Origin of the sequence: Aquabacterium sp. (genome assembly GCF_034003525.1) — a bacterium.
Lineage (GTDB): Bacteria > Pseudomonadota > Gammaproteobacteria > Burkholderiales > Burkholderiaceae_C > Aquabacterium.
This window is the reverse complement of record NZ_JAVEYN010000004.1, coordinates 145,419-165,754: the sequence shown is the minus strand read 5'-3', so window position 1 is coordinate 165,754 and position 20,336 is coordinate 145,419. Positions and strand designations below refer to the sequence as shown.

Below are 20,336 nucleotides of genomic sequence, written 5' to 3'. Positions count from 1 at the left end.
TTTGTTGGGGCACAGGCGGTCAGCGCAGAGGCCCAACCGCCTGACCATGCATCAGCCGTTGAGCGGCGTGATGCCGGCGATGGCCCACTCGCCACTGTTGTCCAGCGGCTTGACCAGGTGCCACAGTTCGTCGAACGGCTCGGCACCGGCGTTCACGTCTTCGCGGATCAGGCCGTGGAAGCGCACCGAAGCGACCCACTGACCGTTTTCTTGCGCGGTGTCCACCAGTTCAGCGTCGAGCTGCATCACATCGGTCTGGTTGGTGGCGTTGCCACGCTCTTGCAGGTCCAGACGCAGCGAGGCAAACAGCTCGGGCGTGGTGAACTTGCGCAGGTCGTCCACATTGCCGGCGTCGTTGGCCGCCTGCAGGCGGATGAAGATCATCTTGGCGATGCGCTGGAAGCCTTCGGCATCAAACCCAGCCGGCACGTTGTTCAGGTTGCCCCCCACGGCCGCACCTGCGGCAGCGGCACCGACAGCGGCGGGCGCAGCGTCAAAGCCCTGGCGCTGCATCGGCTGCGCGAAGGCATCACGGCTGTCGGCCTGGTTGAACTGCTGACCATAGGGCGCACCGGCACCGGCCAGTTGCGGGCCACGGGCCTGCTGGGCGCCGCCCTTGAAGCGACGCATCAGGAAGGCGATCAAGGCCACAGCGGCCACAGCCAGCAGCGCCATCATCAGGAAATTGCCAAAGGCTTCACCCATGCCCAGGTGGCTCATCAGGGCGGCAATGCCCAGACCTGCGGCCAGACCGGCGATCGGGCCCATCCACGAACGCTTGGCCGGCTGCGCAGCGGCACCGGCGGCATTGGTCGGCGCGGCGCTCTTGTTCATCTGGTTGGGCGCCGCATCGGGCGTCGCATTGGGCTGCTTGGCCGGCATCTGGCGCTGCATGCCGGACGCGCGTCCGCCACCCAGTCGCTTGGCCTCGGCGTCCATCGGAACGCCCACCATGCCCACGCCGGCCATGGTCACGGCCAGTGCCATCAAGATGTTCTTCAGTTTCATTGCGAGATCGGTCCTTGCCCCTCGGGGCGATTGATCGACGGTTGATCGGTTGATTGCCAGCGCATTGTGCGCAAGATCAAGGCCAGATATTCGGCCAATGCGGACAGCTGGGGGCAACTTTACAAAAATCAACACGCTGCGACTGAGGATAATCCGCCCCATGAGCACACCCCAGACCGACGCCCCTTCTTTCAGCAGCCTGCCGCTGAGCCCCGCCATGCAGGCCACCCTGCAAAGCCTGGGATACCTCAGCATGATGCCCATCCAGGCCAGCAGCCTGCCCCTGACCCTCGCCGGCCACGACCTGATCGCCCAGGCCAAGACCGGCAGCGGCAAGACCGCCGCCTTCGCCATCCCGCTGCTGAACAAGCTGGACGTGCGCAACCCCGCCGTGCAGGCCATGGTGCTGTGCCCCACCCGGGAGCTGGCCGACCAGGTCTGCCAGGAAATCCGCCGCCTGGCGCGCTCGGAAGCCAACATCAAGGTGCTGACGCTGTGCGGTGGCAGCACCATGCGTCCGCAGATCGAGAGCCTGGCCTACGGCGCCCACATCGTGGTCGGCACGCCGGGCCGCATCATGGACCACCTGGAGCGCGGCACGCTGGACCTGCGCCACCTGAACACCCTGGTGCTCGACGAGGCCGACCGCATGCTGGACATGGGCTTTCACGACAGCATCGTCTACGTGGCCCGCCAGTGCCCCAAGGAACGCCAGACCATGCTGTTCTCGGCCACCTACCCCGACACCATCGCCAAGCTGAGCGCCCAGTTCCTGCGCCAGCCCAAGGAGGTGAAGGTCGCCGCCACGCACGAGGCCAGCAAGATCCGCCAGCGCTGGTACCAGGTCGACCGCGACACGCGCCTGGACGCCGTGGTGAAGCTGCTCTTGCACTACCGCCCGGCCAGCACCATCGCGTTTTGCAACACCAAGCAGCAGTGCCGCGACCTGGTCGATGTGCTGATGGCGCACGGCATCGAGGCCATCGCCCTGCATGGCGACCTGGAGCAGCGCGACCGCGATCAGGTGCTGATCCAGTTCGCCAACCGCAGCGCCTCGGTGCTGGTGGCCACCGACGTGGCCGCACGCGGCCTGGACATCGCCAACCTCGAAGCCGTGATCAATGTGGACGTGACGCCCGACCCCGAGGTGCACATCCACCGCATCGGCCGCACCGGCCGGGGCGATGCCGAAGGCTGGGCCCTGAACCTGGCCAGCATGGCCGAGATGGGCCGCGTGGGCAACATCGAGCTGCTGCAAAAGCGCGAGTCCGAGTGGCACAAGCTCGAAGAGCTGACGCCCGCCAGCCACGAGCCCCTGCTGCCCCCCATGGTCACCATCCAACTGCTCGGTGGTCGCAAGGAAAAGCTGCGCCCGGGCGACCTGCTGGGTGCCCTGACCGGTGAGTGTGGCTTCGTGGGCAGCCAGATCGGCAAGATCAACGTCACCGACTTCCACACCTATGTGGCCGTGGACCGCGACATCGCCGCCAAGGTGGTGGCCCAGCTCAATCGCGTGCCGGTCAAGGGCAAGAAGACCAAGGCGCGCCTGCTGAAAGACGTGCAGCGCCAGGAGTAAGCACGGCCGGTGCAGGGCCTTGCACGCAAAAACTGCCACAGAAATGAGCAGAGCGGCGACAATATCAGGTTGCCCGCCTGCTCCCGTTTTTGCGTCTGCGCCTGCCCATGTCTGACCTGACCGTCGCGTCTCCTGCTGCTCCCGCCATGCCGAGCGCCAAGCCCATCGACAGCTACAAGCCGTTCTGGGCCAAGCGCTTCGGCCCGGCCAAGTTCCTGCCCACCAGCCGTGCCGAGATGGACGCGCTGGGCTGGGACAGCTGCGACGTCATCATCGTGACCGGCGATGCCTATGTGGACCACCCCAGCTTCGGCATGGCCGTGATCGGCCGCGTGCTGGAGAACCAGGGCTTTCGCGTGGGCATCATCTCGCAGCCCGACTGGTTGAGCGCCGAGCCCTTCAAGGTGCTGGGCAAACCCAATCTGTTCTGGGGCGTGGCGGCCGGCAACATGGATTCGATGATCAACCGCTACACGGCCGATCGCAGAATCCGCAGCGACGATGCTTACACCCCCGGTGGCCAGGGTGGCGCACGGCCTGACCGTTGCTCGGCCGTGTACGCCCAGCGCTGCCGCGAAGCCTTCAAGGACGTGCCCATCATCATGGGTGGCATCGAGGCCTCGTTGCGCCGCATCGCCCACTACGACTACTGGTCGGACAAGGTGCGCCGCTCCATCCTGATGGACGCCAAGGCCGACCTGCTGCTGTACGGCAACGCCGAGCGCGCCATCATCGAGGTGGCCCACCGCCTGGCCGCGCGCGAGCCCATTGAAAGCATCACCAATGTGCGCGGCACCGCTTTCCTGCGTCGCCGCCACGACCCGACGGCCGAGGGCTGGTTCGAGCTGGACTCCACCGAGGTGGACCAGCCTGGCCGCATCGACCAGCACATCAACCCCTACCTGACCACCGGGCAGCTGGCAGCCGAACAGGGTGAGACCTGCGCGATGGAAGAGGCCGGCGCCTTCGACCCGCTCAAGGCTTCCGGCAAGGTGCCCGCACAGGCGCAATCAAGCCAGCCCGATCTGCACGGCGGCGCCAAGCCCATCCAGATCGTGCGCAACCCGGCTCTGGCGGCCAAGGTCCTGCCCGAGCGCAGCGGCAAGATCGCCCTGCCCCCGCGCGATCGCACCGTGATCCGCCTGCCCGCCTACGAGCAGGTCAAAGACGATCCGGTGCTCTACGCCCACGCCAACCGCGTGCTGCACCTGGAAACCAACCCCGGCAACGCCCGCGCGCTGGTGCAGCGCCACGGCGAAGGCCCCGGCGCGCGCGACGTCTGGATCAACCCACCGCCCATCCCGCTGAGCACCCCCGAGATGGACCTGGTGTTCGACCTGCCCTACGCCCGTGCGCCGCATCCGAGCTACGGCGACGCCGTGATCCCGGCCTGGGACATGATCCGCTTCAGCGTGAACATCATGCGCGGCTGCTTTGGCGGCTGCACCTTCTGCTCCATCACCGAACACGAAGGCCGCATCATCCAGAGTCGCTCCGAAGCCTCGGTGCTCAAGGAAATCGAAGACATCCGCGACAAGGTCAAGGGCTTCACCGGCGTCATCTCCGACCTGGGCGGGCCGACGGCCAACATGTACCGCCTGGGTTGCGCGTCCAAGGCCATCGAGGCCGCGTGCCGCAAGCCGTCGTGCGTCTACCCCGGCATCTGCCAGAACCTGCACACCGACCACGGACCGCTGGTGCGCATGTACCGCCGCGCCCGCGCCATCCCCGGCATCAAGAAGATCCTGATCGGCTCCGGGCTGCGCTATGACCTGGCCGTGCGTGCGCCCGAGTACGTGAAAGAACTGGTGACCCACCACGTGGGCGGCTACCTGAAGATTGCGCCGGAGCACACCGAGTCGGGTCCGCTGTCGAAGATGATGAAGCCCGGCATCGGCACCTACGACCGCTTCAAGCAGATGTTCGAGCAGTTCAGCGAAGAAGCCGGCAAGAAGCAGTACCTCATCCCCTACTTCATCGCGGCCCACCCAGGCACGACCGATGCGGACATGATGAACCTGGCCGTCTGGCTCAAGCGCAATGGTTTCAAGGCCGACCAGGTGCAGACCTTCTACCCCAGCCCCATGGCCACGGCCACGGCGATGTACCACTCCGGCCTGAACCCGCTCAAGGGCATCAGCCGCCTGGCCAACAAGGGCGAGAAGGTGGACATCGTCAAGGGCGAGAAGCGCCGCCGGCTGCACAAGGCCTTCCTGCGTTATCACGACCCCAACAACTGGCCACTGCTGCGTGAGGCACTCAAGGAAATGGGCCGTGGCGATCTGATTGGCAACACGCCGAACCATCTGATCCCGACCTACCAGCCGGCCACCGACGGCACGTACGACAGTGCCCGGCGCAAGAACTCCACGAAGTCCGGCACCAAGACCTCGGTGGTGACCGTGGGCCGTGTGGCTGGGCAAGGTCGCGGCAGCCAGGCCCAGGCGCGCAGCGCCGAGCGTGATCCGCGCAACCTGCCGTCCAGCTCAGGGCGCCCGGCGAGCAAGACAGCGCCCCGCCCCGGTCAGATCCTGACCCAGCACACGGGGCTGCCCCCGCGTCAGCAACAGGTGTCGGGCCGCGACGGCCGCCCTGCCGACAAGCCGATGGCCCCGCGCGGCGGCAAGAAAGCGCGCTGAGCCCGGCGGCGGCCACAGCGGGCCACCGCCCCGTTCAGGGCGCGGCGCGTGTCGGCAAGGCCTGCGCTTCGTACTGCTGGATGCGCTCGCGCACATGGGCGATGTCCGCATCCCGCGGCAGGACGAGCATCAGCACGCCGCCGCTGCGCAGGCGGGTGGCGCGCACCAGCACCTGCGCCTCGGCCAGTGACACGTGGACGTCACGCACCGAGCGCCCCAGGGCCAGCGTGCTCCCCATGCGCGCCACCGACATCAGCAGCACGTGGCCCTGCTCGGCCATCTCGGCGCCATTCGCCCCCGCCGTCTGCGCCCACACCTCGCGGTTGGCCAGGGCAAAGACGCAGGCTCGCAAGGCAGCGGTCTGCGGCAGCAGCGCGCTGAGGTGCGCAGACAAGCTCATCTCTGACGCGACCGGGGGAGCGGAGGGCGTCGAAGCCGGGCGGACCACGGGCATCGGCGTTGGCACGCGCGGCGCCGGCGGCGCCTCGGGTGACCAGGACAAGGTCAGACGCTCGATCTGCGGCACCGCGCCGGGGGCGGCCGCCTGCGCCAGCCGATTCCAGTAGGTTGCCATCAAGGTCCAGTTGGCGGCCACGGTCTGGCTGGCGGGCCCTACCTCCACCTGCCAACGCGGCGTGCGCGCCAGCGCCGACAGGCTCATCATCCAGTCGGGGTCGCGCACCTGCGGCAGCGCCAGCACCGCCAGGCGGCCCGTGGGCTGGGCCGCCAGCAGGTCGTCACGCCAGGCCGCGACCCGCTCGGCCACATCCGGCGGTGGCTGCGTGGCCCCGATCAGCACGTGGGCCGTGGCCACGGCGCTCAGCAGCCGGCGCATGGCCACCTGCTCGCGCGGCTCGGCCTGCACATCGGACAGGTAGACCCGCAAGGTGCCCGAGGCGATCGGGCAATCGAGGTAGGACAGCGTCGCCAGCTCGGTGCCAAAGCCCTGACGGCGGATGCTCAAGGTCTGCAGACGCCAGCCCGAGCGCTCGCTCAAGCCTTGCAGAAAGGCCCGCGCCGCCGTGGTGCCCAGATCGTGCAGCAGCACGAAGGGCGCCACCCCCAGCTCGAAATGCTGGCGCAGCGCCTCGGACGGATCGCACACCACAAACAGCTCTCGCAAGGTGGGCGACACCTGCTTGCCCAGGTCGCGCAGCGCCTGTGTCGGCGCCTGCTCTTCAATGATCTGCGTGGCCACCTGAGTGTGCCCGCCCCAGACGTCCCGCCGATCGCTGTCTTGTTCGTATGCCATGCCTGCCCCTGAACTTGTCGGGATCGAGCCTGGTCACCTGCGGCCACGCCCACCCATTTGTTCTGATTATTTTAATGGTGTGAGCCGGTGCCGCCGCTCAGCCCCCGGCCATCAAAGCAGGAACCACGCCACCCAGACCCACCCGATGGCCATGTTGAGCGCCAAAGCCCCCGCCACCACGACGCCGAAGCGCCAGCCGCCCGACACGCAGGCGACCATGCCCCGGGTGACGCTGTTGACGCTCATCGCCACCATCAGTCCCATCAGCAGATGCCCGGCCGGCAGCGTGCCCGCCCCGTACATCGCCAGCAGGCTGGCCATGGGGGCCTGCGCATCGGCAATGGCCGCCACCGCGGTGCCCAGCAACAAGCCGCCCACTCCGCGCTGCTGCGCGTAACTGACCACGATGGCGCCGCCCACCAGCAGCGCCGCCACCATCACGGCCTCGCGCAGGCGCAGCACATCCTGCTGATCCGACACCGTCACCGACTCGGCGCCGCCGTGCTGCCACAGCAAGCCGCCCAGCACCAGGGGCAGCGCCACACCCACCGCCATCAAGGGCAAGGTCACGGACAAGGCCGCCGGCGACACCACCAGGATGATCAGCACGACCAGCATCCACGTGGCCGCCGTGGACAGGATGGACGCGCACAAGGTCATGCGCAGCGGCACCTGACGCTGGCGGGCCAGGCTGCCCATGGCCCCAATGGTGGCCGTGCTCGACACGAACCCGCCCAGAAAGCCCGAGACGGCCAGGCCCGAGCGCGCGCCCAGCAGGCGCTGCGCCACATGGCTGGCGGCCTGCAGCACCAGGATGACGATGACCAGCATGAAGCCCCGCTGGGGTGACAACTGGCCCAGCCAGCTCACCGGCTCAACAGGCATCAGCGGCAACAGCACCAGGGCCAGCGCGGCCAACAAGAGGCCGTCGTACAGCTCCTTCTCGCGCAGCCAGGTGTGGACGAAGTGGTGCAGGCGATCCCGGGCCGCCAGCACCCCGGCCAGCAAGGCGGCGCACGCCGCCGACAGCACAGGCTCGGATACCGCCATCATGCCGATCAAGGTGGTGGCGATCAGCGACAGCTCGGTGGTGATACCCGGGTCATCGTCGCGCGAGCGCCAGTAAGACAAGGCGGCCATCGCGGACACCCCGACCAGCGCCACGGCAGCCAGCCACACCGACACGACCTGGGCAATCGCCCCCAGCAAGGCCGCCACCGCAAAGGTGCGCAAACCGGCCGCCGCCCGGTCCTGCCCAACGCCCTTGCGACGCTCGCGCTCCAGTCCGATCAGCAGGCCGCAGCCCAGGGCCACCGCCAAGCCCATCTGGGCCGGCGACAAAGAAAAACCATTCACCTCGCGTGCTCCTTCATGGCATCGCTGCCAGTATGGCCCGTCCAGGGGGGATCGGGCTCAGGAAGTGCCCTGTGCTGCCTTAAACTGCGGTCTTTCCACGCGCCTGCTGTCCATGTCTGCCGCCTCCCCCGGAAACGCCTCCGCCCTGTTCGATTTCAAGAGCGCCACGCTCTCACTGGAAGCCTTCCTGCTCCGCACGGCCAACCTGACATCGCTGGCCCAGGCACTGGAAGAGCGTTTTGGCAGCAGCCCCGACCTGTTCAACGGCGAGCCGGTGGTGATCGACCTCACCCACCTGGCCAGCCTCGACCTGCACGTCAACTTCCCCGAACTGATCGCGCTGCTGGCCCGCTTCAAGCTCAAGGCCATCGCCGTGCGCGGTGGCACCGTCGCCCAGACCCAATCGGCCCAGGCCGCCGGCCTGATCGAAGCGCCCGAAAGCCATGCGCATGCCGCCCGTGTCGAGACCGTGGTGCAGGAAGTGGTGCGCGAGGTCATCCGCGAAGTGCCAGTCGAAGTGCCCGTGCACGTGCCGATGGCCGCCAGCACCATGTTCATCGACAAGCCGCTGCGCTCGGGCCAGCAGGTCTACGCCAAGGGTGGCGACCTGATCGTGCTGGCCGCCGTCAACCACGGTGCCGAGGTGATCGCCGACGGTTCCATCCACGTGTACGCCCCGCTGCGTGGCAAGGCGATTGCCGGCGCCAAAGGCAACACCGAGGCGCGCATCTTTGCGCTGCACATGGAGCCGGAATTGCTGTCGATTGCCGGCACCTACCGCACCACCGACACCCCGCTTCCGCCTGACGTGACCGGCAAGCCCGCCCAGATCCGACTGGAAGGCGATCGCCTGGTTTTCGACCCCATTGCTCTCTGATTGTTCTTTGAGCGCTCTCTGATTATTTGCATTTGAAAGGACCGCCAGACATGGCCAAGATCATCGTGGTGACCTCCGGCAAAGGGGGCGTTGGCAAGACGACCACCAGCGCCAGCTTTGCATCCGGCCTCGCAATGCGCGGCCACAAGACCGCCGTCATCGACTTCGACGTCGGCCTGCGCAACCTCGACCTGATCATGGGTTGCGAGCGCCGCGTGGTGTACGACCTGATCAATGTGATCCAGGGTGAGGCCAACCTCAACCAGGCCCTGATCAAGGACAAGCAGTGCGAAAACCTGTTCATCCTGGCCGCCTCGCAAACACGCGACAAGGAAGCGCTGACGGAAGCCGGCGTCGAGAAGGTGCTGCGTGACCTGGAGAAGATGGACTTCGAGTACATCGTCTGCGACTCTCCCGCCGGCATCGAAACCGGTGCGCTGATGGCCATGCACTTTGCCGACGAAGCCATCGTGGTGACCAACCCCGAAGTCTCGTCCGTGCGCGACTCCGACCGCATCCTGGGCATGCTCAACAGCAAGACCAAGCGTGCCCAGGAAGGCGCCGAGCCCATCAAGGAACACCTGCTGATCACGCGCTACAACCCCAACCGGGTCGAAGGCGGTCAGATGCTCTCGCTCGACGACGTGCACGACATCCTCAAGGTCAAGCTCATCGGCGTGATCCCCGAGTCGGAAGCCGTGCTGAACGCCTCCAACCAGGGTCTGCCTGCCATCTACATGAAGGGCAGCGACGTGGCCGAGGCCTACAGCGACGTGATCGACCGTTTCATGGGCCAGGACAAGCCTCTGCGATTCGTCGAGGCCGAGAAGCCCGGTTTCTTCAAGCGACTGTTCGGAGGCAAGTGAGCGCCATGGGATTCCTCAACTTTTTCCTCGGCGAGAAGAAGCAGACGGCCACCGTGGCCAAGGAACGCCTGCAGCTGATCCTCGCGCACGAGCGCAACGGCCGCTCTGCCAGCCCGACCTACCTGCCCGACCTGCAGCGTGAACTGGTGGCGGTCATCTCCAAGTACGTTTCCATCAATCCGGACGACATCAAGGTGTCGATGGAGCGCCAGGACAACCTGGAAGTGCTGGAAGTGAAGATCGAGTTGCCCGAAGCACAGCGCTGACGGTACAGATGGCGACGGCCGGGACGGCCGGCGGTCGCCTCTGGCCTTGTTGCAGTGCACAATAGGCACTGTCACAGCGTCACAAGGGATTCGGGTCATGCGTTACGTCGTCTTCAACCAGAAGGGTGGAGTGGGCAAGTCCACAATCACCTGCAACCTGGCCGCCATCAGCGCCGCACAGGGTCTGCGCACCCTGGTCATCGACCTGGACCCGCAGGGCAACTCCACGCAGTACCTGCTGGGTGGCCCGCAGGAAGACGCCGAGGTCAGCGCGGCCGAGTTCTTTGACCAGACGCTCAAGTTCAGCGCCCGCCCCAAGGGTGCCGAAGAGTATGTGGTGGGCACACCGTGGGACTGCCTGGACGTGATGCCCTCGCACCCCAGCCTGGACGAGTTGCACAGCAAGCTCGAATCCCGCTACAAGATCTACAAGCTGCGCGAGGCCCTGGCCGCACTGGTCAACACCTACGAGCGCATCTACATCGACACGCCGCCAGCGCTGAACTTCTACACGCGCTCGGCGCTGATCGCTGCGCAAGGCTGCCTGATCCCGTTTGACTGTGACGATTTCTCGCGCCGCGCGCTCTACACCCTGCTCGACAACGTGCAGGAGATCCGCGCCGACCACAACGACGAATTGGAGGTGTCGGGCATCGTGGTCAACCAGTTTCAGCCGCGTGCCAGCCTGCCGCAGAAACTGGTGCAGGAGTTGATCGACGAAGGCCTGCCCGTGCTGCAGCCCTATCTGAGCAGCTCGGTGAAGATCAAGGAATCACACCAGCAGGCACGCCCGATGATTCACCTGGACGCCCGCCACAAGCTGACGCAGGAAATGATCGCGCTGCACGAAGCGCTGGCGGCACGCGAATCGGCCTGAGTTCAAGCGCGTCGGACGAGACGCCACAGGCGCTGGCCCAGCGTCACCAGCGCCAGGGTGACGGCGCCCACGCTCACACCGCCCACCCCGTCGAGCACGGTGGGGGTGATCACCTCCAGCACACCTCCAACCGCCGGCACCGTGCCGGCCGCGTGCGCGATGCCGTGCACCACGTCGTGCGCGCCGGGCAAGCCGTGCAGCACGATGCCACCGCCCACCAGGAACATGGCGGCAGTGCCCACCACCGAGAGCGTCTTCATCATCACCGGCGCAGCGGCGAGCAGGCCGCGGCCCACGGCGGCTTTCAAGGCGCCGCCACGCTGCTGCAGATACAGACCCACATCGTCCATCTTCACGATGGCGGCCACCAGGCCATAGACGCCGACGGTCACCGCCAGCGCCACGCCGGAGAGGACCAGCACCTGCTGCGTGAAGGAGGCCGCCGTGACCGTGCCCAGGGTGATGGCGACGATCTCGGCCGAGAGGATGAAGTCGGTGCGCACCGCGCCTTCGATCTTGTCGCGCTCGAACGCGACCAGGTCCACCGATTCGTCCTTGAGCGCGGCGCTGAGGGCCTCGTGGTGCGCCACATCTTCATCGTGGCCATGCAGCAGCGGGTGGGCCAGTTTTTCCACCCCCTCGAAGCACAGATAGGCCCCACCGATCATCAGCAAGGGGGTCACGGCCGCAGGCAACCAGGCACTGATCGCCAGCGCCGCCGGCACCAGGATCACCTTGTTGCGCACCGAGCCCTTGGCCACGGCCCACACCACCGGCAACTCGCGCTCGGCGCGGATGCCGGTGACCTGCTGGGCGTTGAGCGCCAGGTCATCGCCCAGCACGCCGGCGGTCTTCTTGGCCGCCAGCTTCGACATGGCGGCAACGTCATCGAGCATCAGCGTGATGTCATCGATCAGGATCAGCAAGCTGGTACCTGCCATGGTGGGTCTCTCCGTTCTTTTGTTGATTTGGCTTTCTGGGAAGGGGTGGCGCCGTACCGGTCTCAGCGGGGCCTCACAGGGCGTCGAGGCTGTCGCGCAACTCTTCTTCCCAGCTCAGCAACTCTTCCATGGGCAGGTGCAGCCAGGCCAGCGCCGCCTCACCGTGCGCGTGCCAGTCGGCGTCGGGGTCCAGGCCTTCGTGGCGGCGCATCAGGAACTCGGCCAGCAAGCCCACGGCAATGAGGGTGTGCACGTCCGGGTCAATGCGTCCTTCACCGATGGCGTACAGGTCGTGGTGCAGACGGATGGCCGCCGCCACGGTGGGCGACAGGCGCCACACGCGGGCCACCAGCCCACCCACGACGGCGTGGTCGGTGCGGTGGTTGGCGTTCTCGGTGGCCACATAGGAGCGGTCGATGCGGGCTGCCGCCTCCACCATGGTGGAAGGGTAGCCTTTGACGCTTTGCACCATCACCGGCAGCCCCACATGGCAGAACAGCCCGTAGGTGTGGGCCACATCGGCCGACATGCCCGGCAGGTGCCGCGCCATGAAGGCCATGGCCACCGCCCGCTTGGCCGAGCGCTCCCAGAAGCGTTGCAAGCCCGGGTGATTGACACGGATGGCGCTTTGCGCCAAAAAGCGGGTCATGACCGTGGCGGTTTCGTCCAGGCCCAGCAGGTTCATGGCCTGCCCGATGGTCTGCACCGGCTGCCCCACGTTGTAGACCGGGCTGTTGGCACAACGCAGCAAGGTGGCCGACATGGCCACGTCGCTGGAGGCGATGCGCGCCACCTCGTTGAGGTCGGGCTCCGGTTCGGCCATCACCTGTTGCAGGCGGGTCAGCAGTTCCGGACACGGGGGGATGACGATGTGCTGCAAGGGGCCGCTTTTGCGGGCGCTGTCCAGTTCCAGCAAAATGTCACTGGTGCGCGTGGCGGTCAAGGCGGAGGTCATGTGAGTTCGGGTTCGGCAAAATCAGCGCGATCCGAGCGACACCTCGACAGCGCCGAGGTGACCACACGGACACAGTTGCCATCGTAGCCGGCCCGCCTTCGTTTTCTTCACCCAACTCGCGCTTTGTGCGCATTGCGACCATGTCTGACCTGCATCCCCATGCCCTGGCCGAGCGACTGGCCCGTAACCGCTTGAGCCGCCGTGACGCCATCTGGCTGTTCGGCGCCGCCACCGCTTCGCTGCAAGGCTGCGCGGTCTCGCCCGTCACGGGCGAACGCATCTTGGTGGGCATGAGCGAAGCGCAGGAACAGGCGGTGGACCAGCAGCAGGCGCCCCACCAGTTTTCGCAGGACCTGGGGGCCATCCAGAACGAGCCGGTCAACGCCTATGTGCGCGAGGTCGGGCAGCGCCTGCATGCCGTCAGCCACCGCCCGAACATGCCCTACTCCTACCGGGTGCTCAACGCCAACTACGTCAACGCCTACACCTTCCCGGGTGGCGCCATGGGCCTGACGCGCGGCATCATGGTCGACATGGACGACGAGGCCCAGCTGGCCGCCTTGCTCGGGCATGAGCTGGGCCATGTGAACGCCCGCCACTCGGCGCAACGCCAGGGGCAGGCCATGATCGCGCAGACCGTGCTGGCCGGGGTCAACGCCGCCGCGCAGAACTCGGGCTGGGCCCCCTTGATCGGACTGGGCAGCCAGGTGGGCGCCAGCGCGCTGCTGGCCAATTACTCGCGCAGCAACGAACACGAGGCCGATGCGCTGGGCCAGGCCTACATGGTGCAAGCCGGCTACCCGGCCACCGGCATGACACGTCTGCACCAGATGCTGGTGAACGAGGAAAAGGACGCGCCGTCCACCCTCGCCACGATGTTCTCCTCGCACCCGATGAGCACCGAGCGACGCGACCGCGCGCGTGAGGCGGCCGAGACAACCTATGCCGCCAGCTTGAAGGCTTCGACCCGGCGCGAGCGTTTCATGGACAGCACCGCGTCGCTGCGCCAGATCAAGCCCGCCATCCAGGCTTGCCAGAAGGGCGAGAGTGCGATGTCGGCCAAACAGCTCGACGAGGCCTCCGGCCAGTTCCGCACCGCGCTGAAACAAGCTCCCCGCGACTACGCCGCCAACCTGCGCATGGCCCAGTGTCTGCAAGCACAGGGCAAGGTGGCCGACGCACGTTCGTATGTGGACAACGCCCGCGCCATCTACCCGCAAGAGGCCCAGTCGCACAAGTTGCTGGCCTCGCTGTCGCTGCAACAGCGCAACCCGCAGGCGGCCCTGCAGGCGCTCAACACCTTTGACCGCCTGCTACCGGGCGACAGCGGTGTGCTCTTCCTCAAGGGCGTGTCGCTGGAGGCCATGGGCCAGCGCGAGCCGGCCGCCCAGCACTACGCGCGCTACCTGCAACAGGTGCGCGCCGGCGACGCTTCACAGCACGCCTACGGGCGCCTGAAGGCGTGGGGCTACGCCAAGTAAAATTCGGCATGGCCCTGTTGCTCGCGCCCATGGAGGGCCTGCTCGATTTCACACTGCGCGATGCCCTGACCCGGGTGGGCGGGCTGAGCCGCTGCGTCTCCGAATTCATTCGCGTGACCGATGCCGTGCTGCCCGAGCGGGCCTATGTGCGCGTCATCCCCGAGTTGCGCGAGGGCAGTCGCACCCCGGCCGGCATCCCCGTGCGCGCGCAACTGCTGGGCTCCGACCCCATCTGCCTGGCCGACAACGCGGCCTTCCTCGCCACACTCGGCCCGGCCGGCATCGATCTGAACTTTGGCTGTCCGGCCAAGGTCGTCAACCGCCACGGTGGCGGTGCGGCGCTGTTGCAGGAGCCGGAACTGGTGCACCGCATCGTGCGCGAGGTGCGCAGAGCGGTGCCAGCCGACATGGCCGTGTCCGCCAAGATGCGCCTGGGCTTTCACGACGATGCACAGGCCGAAGACTGCGCCCGCGCGATTGCCGAAGCCGGGGCCGATGAGCTGGTCGTGCACGCCCGCACCAAGGCCGATGGCTACCGCCCCCCCGCCTACTGGGAGCGCATTGCCGATGTGAAGGCCTGCGTGCGCATCCCGGTGGTCGCCAATGGCGAGATCTGGACCGTGGCCGATGCGCGCCGCTGCATCGAAGTCTCGGGCTGCACCGACCTGATGCTGGGCCGCGGCATCGTGGCCGACCCCGGTCTGGCGCTGGCCATCCTGGCCGACCAGGGCCTCACGCCGGATGCGACTGCTCCCACCTGGGAGACGCTGCAGCCGGTGCTGTGGCACTTCTGGGAGCTGGTGCAGACGCGCATTGAGCCGCGCGCGCGCACCGGGCGCATGAAACAATGGCTCAATTACCTGCGGCGGCGTTATCCTGAAGCGGAAAGCGCTTACCAGGCCCTGCGCACGGTCAACGATTCGCGGCTGATGACGGCCTGGATGCAGGCCCATCTGCCCACGCCACCCGCGCTCGATCGGCTCGCTGCCTGAAGCGCCCTCGCACCACAACAAGAACACAAGCAGAAAGCCCCACACCGATGGCCATCCAATGGTTCCCAGGTCACATGAACGTGACCAAGAAAGCCATCACCGAGCGCATGAAGGACATCGACGTGGTGATCGAGTTGCTCGACGCCCGTCTGCCCGGCTCCAGCGCCAACCCCATGCTGGCCGAACTCACCGGCAACCGCCGCAAGCTCAAGGTGCTCAACAAGCAGGACCTGGCCGACCCGGTGCGCACCGAAGCCTGGCTGGCCTGGTACAACGCCCAGCCCGAAACGCGTGCCATCTCGCTGGACGCGAGCGACACCGCCCCGGCGCAGCGCCTGATCAAGGCCTGTCGGGAACTGGCGCCCAACCGCGGCGGCATGGACAAGCCCTTGCGCGTGCTGATCTGCGGCATCCCCAACGTGGGCAAGTCCACTCTGATGAACACCCTGGTGGGCAAGAAAGCCGCCAAGACCGGCGACGAAGCCGGCGTGACCCGCATCGAGCAGCGCATCAACCTGGCCAGCGACTTCTACCTGTTCGATACGCCCGGCATGCTGTGGCCCAAGATCACGGTGGAGCGCAGCGGCTACCACCTGGCCGCCAGCGGCGCCGTGGGCCGCAACGCCTACGACGAGGAAGAGGTGGCGCTGGAGTTGCTGCGCAGCCTCAAAGGCCCTTACCCTGACCTGCTGGCCGCACGCTACAAGCTCGACGACGCCAGCGCCATTCCCGGCATGCACGACGATGTGCTGCTGGAACTCATCGGGCGCAAGCGCGGTGCCGTCATGAGCGGCGGCCGCGTCAACCTGACCAAGGCCGCCGAGATCGTGCTCAACGACTTCCGCAGTTCGATCATGGGCCGCATCACGCTGGAAACCCCCGAGGAGTTCGAGGTGTGGTGGGCCGAAGGCCAGGTGCTCGAAGCCGAGCGGCAACGCAAGAAGGCCGCGCGCCTGCAGAAGAAGAAAAAGGGCCCGGCTACCGCTGCGCCCGCCGACACATCCAACGAAACCGACGACGAGGAGTGAGCCTTCCATTGGCGATCTGCCAGAGGCTCATTTCCTGATCCACCCATACAAGGACCTTCATGGCTTCCACCCCTGAACACATCAGCATGGCGCTGTTTTGCGACTTCGAGAACGTCGCCCTCGGCGTGCGCGATGCCAACTACGAAAAGTTCGACATCAAGCGCGTGCTCGAACGCCTGCTGCTCAAGGGCAGCATCGTCGTCAAGAAAGCCTATTGCGACTGGGAGCGCTACAAGGGCTTCAAGGCCGCCATGCACGAGGCCAACTTCGAGCTGATCGAGATCCCGCACGTGCGCCAGTCGGGCAAGAACTCGGCCGACATCCGCCTGGTGGTGGATGCGCTCGACCTCTGCTACACCAAGTCGCACGTCAACACCTTCGTCATCATCTCCGGTGACTCGGACTTCTCGCCGCTGGTGTCCAAGCTGCGTGAGAACGCCAAGTACGTGATCGGCGTGGGCGTCAAGCAGTCCACCTCCGACCTGCTGACGGCCAACTGCGACGAGTTCATCTACTACGACGACCTGGTGCGTGAGAGCGCCCGCGTGGACGCACGCCGCAACACGCGCAACAACCAGCCCGCGGTCAAGCGCACGCCCGAGGAAGAGCAACGCCGTCGCGCCGAGCTCGACGCCCGCCGCACAAAGGCGGTGGAGATGGCGCTGGAAACCTACGAAGCGCTGGTCACCGACCGCGACGAAGGCGGCAAGATCTGGGCCTCGGTGCTCAAGGAAGCCATCAAGCGCCGCAACCCCGGCTTCAACGAGAACTACTACGGCTTTCGCACTTTCGGCAACCTGCTGGAAGAGGCCAAGGCCCGTGGCCTGCTGGAGTTTGGCCGCGATGAAAAATCGAGCGCGTTCGTGTTCCGTGGCACCGGCCTGATCGCCCTGCCCGAGGTGGTGAGCCCCGAAGCCCTGGCCGAGGATTTGGCGGAGAACGGCCACCCTGACCTCGCAACGGCCGACCAGGCCGACGAGGGTGCCCCCCCTGCCGAAGTGGCCTCCGCCTCGGGGCGTGAACCGCAGGCCGAAGCCGGGCGCACCGGCGCACGCGAGGGCGAAGGACGCGGGCGTCGCCGTGGCGGACGTGGCCGTGACCGTGAGCGCGGTGAGGCCGGGGACGGCACTCGGAACGCGTCACGCGAAGCCGCGCCGACAGCCGCCCCAGCATCCGCTCAGGCTGAGGCGCCTGTGGCCGCTCCCGCAACGCTCGTGAACGAGGCCCCCAAGGCCGCCGAGCCAGTCCTCAGCCCCCCTGCGGAGCCAGTATCTGGCGCCGGGGAAGCGGGCGAGGCGCGTCGCCGCAGCCGGGGTGGACGCGGCAGCACGACAGCACGTCACAGCAAGGCGGACGCAGCCACCACCGAAGCCCCGCGTGCCGCGGCGCCTGAAGCCGCGCCCGTGGTGACCGAGGTGGCCTCTGCGCCCGCCGCAGCGCCCGACACCGCCACCGCGCCCAAATCTGCACCCGCAGCCAAGAAAGCCCGACGGGCGCCGGCCAAGAAGGCCGCCCCGCGTGCGCGCAAGACCAGCACGCCCAGCGAAGACGCGTGATGTTCAGGGGAAGTGGGGAGCCCTGAAGGCCCCCCCAGTCCCTTCAGGTGGTCGACTCGGTGTCCGGCAGCCAGAACCAGAACGTGGCGCCCTGCCCGACCTGACTCTCAGCACCGACACGGCCACCGTGTCGGGCCACGATGCGCTGCACCAGCGTCAGCCCCAGGCCGGTGCCCTCGAAGTCGCGGTCCTCGTGCAGGCGCTTGAAGGGCGCAAACAGATCCGCGCGACGGGCCGCATCAAAGCCCACGCCGTTGTCCTGCACGGTCACCTTCACCCCGCCGTCGTGCGTCTCGGCCCACACCCGCACCTGCGGCTGGGCCGCCCGGCGCGAAAACTTCAGGGCATTACCCAGCAGGTTGATCAGGGCCTGACGCAATAAGGCCTTGTCGCCCCGCACCACCGGCAAGGGGGCCACCTGCAGCGGCCGGGCATGGCCCTCGCCGTGGGACAGCTCCAGCTGTTGCACAGACTCCTCGACCAGGGTCGCCAAGGCGACCGGTTGAGTGCGCACCTCGACGTTGGCGACGCGTGCCAGCGCGAGGAGGTCCGACACCAGTTCGGACAGGTTGACCGACTGCTTCTGAACGGCTTCGAACAGGCGCCGGGCGCGCGGGATGTCCCCCTCTTCCAGCGCGGACAAGGCCACGGCCGACAGGCCCGACATGCCGCCCAGAGGGCCCCGCAGGTCATGCGACACCATGCTGTTGAAGGATTCGAGCGAGGCGATGATCTCGCGCATCTCGCGGGTGCGGCCCATCACCCGCTGCTCCAGCGACTCATTGAGGTCACGTAGGTGGGCACGCATGCGCCCCATGGTGCCCGACATCACGCCCAGGCCGGCCAGCGCAAAAGGCACGGCCGACCAATACCTCAGTTCGATCTGGTTGAAGCCCAGGGCGAACGCGCCAGCGACCAAGGGAATGTAGAGACACAACATGGCCGCCGCGATGCCATGCCCCGCCCCGGGCTCGCGACGCATCGCACCGAGGCTCAGGTAGCCCAGATAGGCAAAGAGGAGCCCGGTGAACGCATTGGCCACGAGGTTCTCCCAGCCCTGCCACAAGGAACGCGCCGAGATCAAGGCCAGGTAGGCCAGCCAGGTCAGACCGAAGGCGACCCAGGGGCCGGGCTTCGGATGGCCCGTGTACAGGCGACCACCGGCCACCAGTGTCCCCATGGCCGAGACGCCCAGCACCAGGTAGAGCAGCTGAAACCCGTCCCCCAGTGGCGAATGCATGGCGGCCAGCAGCACCGGCGCGCCGGTGTTCATGATGCCGGCGGCCAGATAGGTGACGCCCCACCAACCCAACCCCCATTCCGGACGGCCGTGGCGAAAACGTAAAAAAACTGCGGCGACGAACAACTGCACCAAGCCGGCGGCAATCGCGAAACCTTCCGAGAACGTCAATGGAGGCATGCTGTGACCGAGGAATTCAGACAGGCAGTGTCCACGCATTCTTTGCGCCAACCGCCCGGTTTTCCCCTCGCACCCCACCCGAATGGGGGATGCCGTCGCACTGGAAAACCCGCAGACCTCAAGACCGGGTGGGAATACGCCAGACGACGAAACAGCCGATCAGGCCAGCGATCAACACCGCCACCTGCACCCCAGGCCGCTCGGCCAGTTGCCAGGCCGACACGCCCACCATCAAAGCCATCATCCCGGAGGCCAGCCATTTGATGCGCAGCGGCAAGGTGTGGTGGGCCTCCCAGTCGCGCACCATCGGGCCCAGCCAGCGGTGCTGCACCAACCACTGGTGCAAGCGCGGCGATGCCTTGGCAAAACAGGCGGCGGCCAGCAACACGAAGGGCGTGGTGGGCAGACCGGGGAGCACGGCACCCAGCAAACCGAGCACCAGCGAGAGCAACCCCGCCCCCACCAGCAGGGTGCGTTTCAGGCGCACGCGGGCCGACAGGCGATCCGATGACAGGGCGGACTCAGGCGTGGACATGTCGGGCATTGTGACCCAGCCACGGGGCAAGCCGTGCGCAGCCCGCCCGCAGGCTCAGCGCAGCACGACGATGCTCTGGGACAGCAAGCCGACCCCGCCGGCCACATGGACGAACACCGTGACCCAGTACAGGGTCTGGAACGCCTCCTTGCGCGATTTGTGACGCAGCACCTGCTGCGCCATCCGCGCCCCAGGCCAGCCGCCCAGCAGGCTCCACAGGTGCAAGGTGTTCTCCGGGGTGCGCCATCGACCCTTCTGCGCCGCCCACTTGTCACGCCAGTAGACGACAAAGGTCCAGGCATTGAGGGCCAGCCATGCCGGCACCACCCAGGTGGGCAAGCGCTGGGTCAGACTGGCCCAGGCCAGCACGGTGCCCCACAGCAGGGCCGCAAGCAGGACCGGCGCCAGCCACGGGTCCTTGGGCGCTGGCGCCCGGACCTCGACACGATCGCGACGCGGTGCCGCCGCCGACTTCGGCGTCGCCACACGCCCACCCGAACGGGGCACCTGCGCTTGCACCGCCACGGCGCGCGGGCCCTTGCCGCCGACATGGACCAGCTCGTAGCTCACAACCTGCCCCACCTGCGGTGTCCAGCCTCGCGGCACGTCCTTCACATGGAAGAACACATCCTGCGTCCCCGCCGCGCCTTCGATGAAACCGAAGCCACGGTCCGCCTCCCAGCGGATCACTCTGCCTGTCTTGTTCATGAT

At 67.1% G+C, this 20,336-nt stretch carries 18 protein-coding genes; 10 read left to right on the top strand and 8 right to left on the bottom strand.

The window, feature by feature from the left end; translation table 11 throughout:
• Nucleotides 1-51: 51 nt before the first annotated feature.
• Nucleotides 52-1,008 (bottom strand): Tim44 domain-containing protein, encoded by a 957-nt coding sequence (locus RBT42_RS04305; RefSeq protein WP_320362627.1) that lies wholly within the window; start codon nt 1,006-1,008, stop codon nt 52-54.
• Nucleotides 1,009-1,168: 160 nt separating this feature from the next.
• Between RBT42_RS04305 and dbpA the strand changes: the two genes are divergently transcribed.
• Together dbpA and RBT42_RS04295 are read left to right on the top strand one after the other, a co-directional pair.
• Entirely contained in the window at nt 1,169-2,584 is a 1,416-nt protein-coding gene (gene dbpA / locus RBT42_RS04300) for an ATP-dependent RNA helicase DbpA (protein ID WP_320362626.1), read from the top strand.
• Nucleotides 2,585-2,691: 107 nt separating this feature from the next.
• The gene (locus RBT42_RS04295; protein ID WP_320362625.1) at nt 2,692-5,223 is read left to right on the top strand and encodes a YgiQ family radical SAM protein; all 2,532 of its coding nucleotides are present in this window, start codon (nt 2,692-2,694) and stop codon (nt 5,221-5,223) included.
• A gap of 34 nt (nt 5,224-5,257) precedes the next feature.
• On the opposite strand, the gene RBT42_RS04290 is transcribed toward RBT42_RS04295, so the two are convergent.
• Together RBT42_RS04290 and RBT42_RS04285 are read right to left on the bottom strand one after the other, a co-directional pair.
• On the bottom strand, nt 5,258-6,475 hold the full coding sequence (locus RBT42_RS04290) for a hypothetical protein (protein ID WP_320362624.1): 1,218 nt from the start codon (nt 6,473-6,475) through the stop codon (nt 5,258-5,260).
• 111 nt (nt 6,476-6,586) lie between these two features.
• Complete coding sequence (locus tag RBT42_RS04285) at nt 6,587-7,831, bottom strand: MgtC/SapB family protein (protein ID WP_320362623.1); 1,245 nt, start codon at nt 7,829-7,831, stop codon at nt 6,587-6,589.
• 112 nt (nt 7,832-7,943) lie between these two features.
• Between RBT42_RS04285 and minC the strand changes: the two genes are divergently transcribed.
• The 4 genes from minC to RBT42_RS04265 all read left to right on the top strand — a co-directional run bounded on the left by minC (nt 7,944) and on the right by RBT42_RS04265 (nt 10,717).
• Nucleotides 7,944-8,708, top strand: coding sequence for a septum site-determining protein MinC (gene minC, locus RBT42_RS04280; protein WP_320362622.1), 765 nt, complete (start codon nt 7,944-7,946; stop codon nt 8,706-8,708).
• A gap of 50 nt (nt 8,709-8,758) precedes the next feature.
• Entirely contained in the window at nt 8,759-9,574 is an 816-nt protein-coding gene (gene minD / locus RBT42_RS04275) for a septum site-determining protein MinD (RefSeq protein WP_320362621.1), read from the top strand.
• 5 nt (nt 9,575-9,579) lie between these two features.
• Complete coding sequence (minE, locus tag RBT42_RS04270; protein WP_320362620.1) at nt 9,580-9,840, top strand: cell division topological specificity factor MinE; 261 nt, start codon at nt 9,580-9,582, stop codon at nt 9,838-9,840.
• 97 nt (nt 9,841-9,937) lie between these two features.
• A complete protein-coding gene (locus RBT42_RS04265) occupies nt 9,938-10,717 on the top strand; it encodes a ParA family protein (RefSeq protein WP_320362619.1) in 780 nt (259 codons plus the stop codon).
• Nucleotides 10,718-10,719: 2 nt separating this feature from the next.
• Here RBT42_RS04265 and RBT42_RS04260 read toward each other — a convergent pair whose 3' ends face one another.
• A complete protein-coding gene (locus tag RBT42_RS04260) occupies nt 10,720-11,658 on the bottom strand; it encodes a DUF808 domain-containing protein (protein ID WP_320362618.1) in 939 nt (312 codons plus the stop codon).
• A 73-nt stretch (nt 11,659-11,731) separates the two neighbouring features.
• Complete coding sequence (locus RBT42_RS04255; protein WP_320362617.1) at nt 11,732-12,613, bottom strand: HDOD domain-containing protein; 882 nt, start codon at nt 12,611-12,613, stop codon at nt 11,732-11,734.
• A 140-nt stretch (nt 12,614-12,753) separates the two neighbouring features.
• On the opposite strand from RBT42_RS04255, the gene RBT42_RS04250 reads away from it, so the two are divergent.
• The 4 genes from RBT42_RS04250 to RBT42_RS04235 are packed head-to-tail and all read left to right on the top strand — an operon-like array spanning nt 12,754 to nt 17,670.
• On the top strand, nt 12,754-14,094 hold the full coding sequence (locus tag RBT42_RS04250) for a M48 family metalloprotease (RefSeq protein WP_320362616.1): 1,341 nt from the start codon (nt 12,754-12,756) through the stop codon (nt 14,092-14,094).
• Nucleotides 14,095-14,102: 8 nt separating this feature from the next.
• Nucleotides 14,103-15,086, top strand: coding sequence for a tRNA dihydrouridine synthase (locus RBT42_RS04245; RefSeq protein WP_320362615.1), 984 nt, complete (start codon nt 14,103-14,105; stop codon nt 15,084-15,086).
• A gap of 47 nt (nt 15,087-15,133) precedes the next feature.
• Nucleotides 15,134-16,114: a ribosome biogenesis GTPase YlqF gene (gene ylqF, locus RBT42_RS04240; protein ID WP_320362614.1), complete on the top strand. Its 981-nt coding sequence runs from the start codon at nt 15,134-15,136 to the stop codon at nt 16,112-16,114.
• 59 nt (nt 16,115-16,173) lie between these two features.
• Nucleotides 16,174-17,670: an NYN domain-containing protein gene (locus RBT42_RS04235; protein ID WP_320362613.1), complete on the top strand. Its 1,497-nt coding sequence runs from the start codon at nt 16,174-16,176 to the stop codon at nt 17,668-17,670.
• A gap of 43 nt (nt 17,671-17,713) precedes the next feature.
• Here the strand turns inward: RBT42_RS04235 and RBT42_RS04230 are convergent, their stop codons facing one another.
• The 3 genes from RBT42_RS04230 to RBT42_RS04220 all read right to left on the bottom strand — a co-directional run bounded on the left by RBT42_RS04230 (nt 17,714) and on the right by RBT42_RS04220 (nt 20,333).
• Nucleotides 17,714-19,090 carry a HAMP domain-containing sensor histidine kinase gene (locus RBT42_RS04230; RefSeq protein WP_320362612.1) on the bottom strand — a complete coding sequence of 459 codons (1,377 nt, stop codon included), beginning with the start codon at nt 19,088-19,090 and terminating at the stop codon, nt 17,714-17,716.
• A gap of 118 nt (nt 19,091-19,208) precedes the next feature.
• Nucleotides 19,209-19,625 (bottom strand): YbaN family protein, encoded by a 417-nt coding sequence (locus tag RBT42_RS04225; RefSeq protein ID WP_320362611.1) that lies wholly within the window; start codon nt 19,623-19,625, stop codon nt 19,209-19,211.
• A gap of 54 nt (nt 19,626-19,679) precedes the next feature.
• A complete protein-coding gene (locus RBT42_RS04220) occupies nt 19,680-20,333 on the bottom strand; it encodes a cold shock and DUF1294 domain-containing protein (RefSeq protein WP_320362610.1) in 654 nt (217 codons plus the stop codon).
• Nucleotides 20,334-20,336 lie beyond the last annotated feature (3 nt).